At 65.9% G+C, this 2635-nt stretch carries 3 protein-coding genes; 1 reads left to right on the top strand and 2 read right to left on the bottom strand.

The features are described 5' to 3' along the window. The coding region (locus B3873_RS14795; RefSeq protein WP_286866973.1) for a DEAD/DEAH box helicase at positions 1-981 on the top strand (981 nt) is incomplete at its 5' end. 24 nt (positions 982-1005) lie between these two features. Here B3873_RS14795 and gluQRS read toward each other — a convergent pair. Beyond that, entirely contained in the window at positions 1006-1890 is an 885-nt protein-coding gene (gluQRS, locus tag B3873_RS14790; RefSeq protein WP_134223118.1) for a tRNA glutamyl-Q(34) synthetase GluQRS, read from the bottom strand. After that, positions 1887-2635 (bottom strand): LysR substrate-binding domain-containing protein (locus B3873_RS14785; protein WP_286866971.1); only part of this gene is annotated, 749 nt, incomplete at its 5' end. The genes gluQRS and B3873_RS14785, both read right to left, overlap by 4 nt.

Here is a 2635-nt window from a genome sequence, read left to right as displayed (position 1 = left end):
CAGATCCTGGTGCTGGACGAAGCCGACCGCATGCTCGACATGGGCTTCCTGCCGGACCTGCAGCGCATCATCAACCTGCTGCCCAAGCAGCGCCAGAACCTGCTGTTCTCGGCCACCTTCTCGCCCGAGATCAAGAAGCTGGCCGCCAGCTTCCAGAACAACCCGGTGACCATCGAAGTCGCGCGCAGCAATGCCACGGCAGAAAACGTCAGCCAGACCATCTACAAGGTGGAGGAAGCTGCCAAGGCGGATGCGGTCAGCTTCATCATTCGCCAGCGCGCACTGAAGCAAGTGATCGTCTTCTCCAACACCAAGATCGGCGCGTCGCGCCTGGCGCGCACTTTGCTGGCCGAAGGTGTGAAGGCTTCTGCCATCCACGGCGACAAGACCCAGTCCGAGCGCATGGCCGCCCTGGAGTCCTTCAAGCAAGGCCAGATCGAAGTGCTGGTGGCCACCGACGTGGCCGCACGCGGGCTGGACATCGCCGAACTACCCTGCGTCATCAATTACGACCTGCCCTACAACGCCGAAGACTACGTGCACCGCATCGGCCGTACCGGTCGTGCCGGTGCCTCGGGCGACGCCATCTCGCTGTTCTGCGACAAGGATGAGCGCCTGCTGGTCGATATCGAAAAGCTGATCAAGAAGAAATTCGAGCGCGCCGAACTGACCGGCTTTGCACCGCGCATGCGCGCTGACCGGGGTGAGCGCGGTGAACGCTCGGAACGTGGCGAGCGCGGTGAGCGTAGTGACCGCGGCGAACGCGCCGAGCGTGGCGAACGCAGTGACCGTGGCGAGCGCAGCCGCAGCAGCCGCGACGGCGCAGCCCCGTCGGGACGCCGTGAGAAGGTCGACCCCTGGTTCCTCAAGCCCTATGAGCCCAGCGCTACCGAGACCGTCTCCACCAAGCCGGAACTGCCCAAGAACAACCGTCCCAAGCCCAAGGTCGCGGCCTTGCTGGGTGGCATGCCCAAGCGCTGATCCGGCAAGCGCTGATCCGTTTTCTCAGCGCGGACCGAAACGCGCTCGCCAGCCGGTGAGCGCCAATGTCCAGAATCCTTCCCTGTCGCGGGCCGCGCCCGTGTCCAGTCCAAGAAAGGCCGCCGCCTGCTGCAAGGCTTGCAGCGGCTGGCCCAGGTCCAGTGCCTGGGCGCCGTTCTGCTTGGAAAACTTTTCCCCCGACGCATTCATCAACAGCGGCACGTGCAGGTAGCGCGGCGTCGCGTAGCCCAGCAGGCCCTGCAGGTAGATCTGCCGCGCCGTCGAGTCCAGCAGGTCGGCCCCGCGCACGATGTCGGTGACGCCCTGTTCGGCATCATCGACCACCACCGCCAGCTGATAGGCCCAGAAGCCATCGGCCCGCTGCAGCACGAAATCCCCGGCTTCCGAGGCCAGGTGCTGGGCCTGCGGCCCCAGCCAGCGGTCCGTGAATTGGACCAGTTCGCCCGGCTGGCCGGCATCGGGCACGCGCAGCCGCAGCGTGCGTGGCATCTTGCCGGGGGCCAGTCCGTGGCGGCAGGTGCCGGGATAGAGCGCAGCACCATCGCTGGCCGTGCCGACCCTGGAATCGGCGATTTCCTTGCGGCTGCAGCCGCAGGGATAGGCCAGTGCGCCCAGATGCTCGCGTGCAAGCTGGTAGCGTGCCTTGCGCTGGCTCTGCACCAGAATCGGTCCGTCAGAGTGCATATCCAGTGCCGCCAAGGTGGCGATGATGTCGTCTGCTGCGCCGGGCACGGTGCGGGTCTCGTCGATGTCTTCGATGCGAAGTAGCCAGCGGCCATGGTGCACGCGCGCATCCAGATAGCTGGCCAGTGCCGCCACCAGCGAGCCCGCATGCAGCGGACCGGAAGGCGAGGGCGCGAAGCGGCCTACATAAGCTTTGCCGCTCATGCCGTATCCCGCATGGATATCGGTCCGATCAGCGATTGCCGCACGTGCGGCTGTGCCAGGTGCTGAATGAACCACTTCAGCGACTTGCCCTGCTCGGCCTTGGGCCAGGCCACCATGAAGTTGTCATTGGGTTTGGCAGCCAAGGTCTGTTTTTCTACCAGTGCGCCGGTGGCGAGATAGGGCTCGGCCCAGATGCGCGGCAGATGGCCACAACCGAGACCGGCCAGCTGGGCCTGCAGCTTGTCAGCCACGGTGGCCACCGTCAGCGTTTCCTGGCCCGACAGCAGCCCCATGGTCAGTGTGGGCAGGGACTGGCTGTTGTCGCCCACGGCAATGGCCCGGTGGCTGCGCACCAGCTCTGCCGACAGCGGTTCGGTGGCCGAGGCCAGCGGGTGCGTCGGCGCCACTGCAAAGACCCAGTCCACCGCCCCCAGCTCCTGCATCTGGAAGCGCCCGCTGGTGCGCACCACTTCCGGCCCGTCCAGGGTCACCCCGATGACCAGGTTGGCGCGGCCCTCGATGAGCTTTTCCCAGGCCCCGGTCAGTACACCGGGCGTGAAGCGCAGGCGGGTGCCGGATTCTTCACGGTCAAAGGCTTCGATCACCGGCAGCATCTTGTCGAAGGGAATCAGGCTGTTGAGCACGATGTGCAGTTCCGTTTCGCGCCCGGTGGCGGTGCGCTTGACGCGCTGCTCCAGGTCGCTGGCGGCCAGCAGCAGATGACGGCCTTCCTGCAACAATTGCA

Origin of the sequence: Herbaspirillum sp. UBA812, assembly GCF_002296545.1 — a bacterium.
In the GTDB taxonomy this organism is placed as follows: Bacteria; Pseudomonadota; Gammaproteobacteria; order Burkholderiales; family Burkholderiaceae_D; genus Herbaspirillum; species Herbaspirillum huttiense.
The sequence above is the reverse complement of the archived record's forward strand: the minus strand, read 5'-3'. Positions and strand labels throughout refer to the sequence as shown.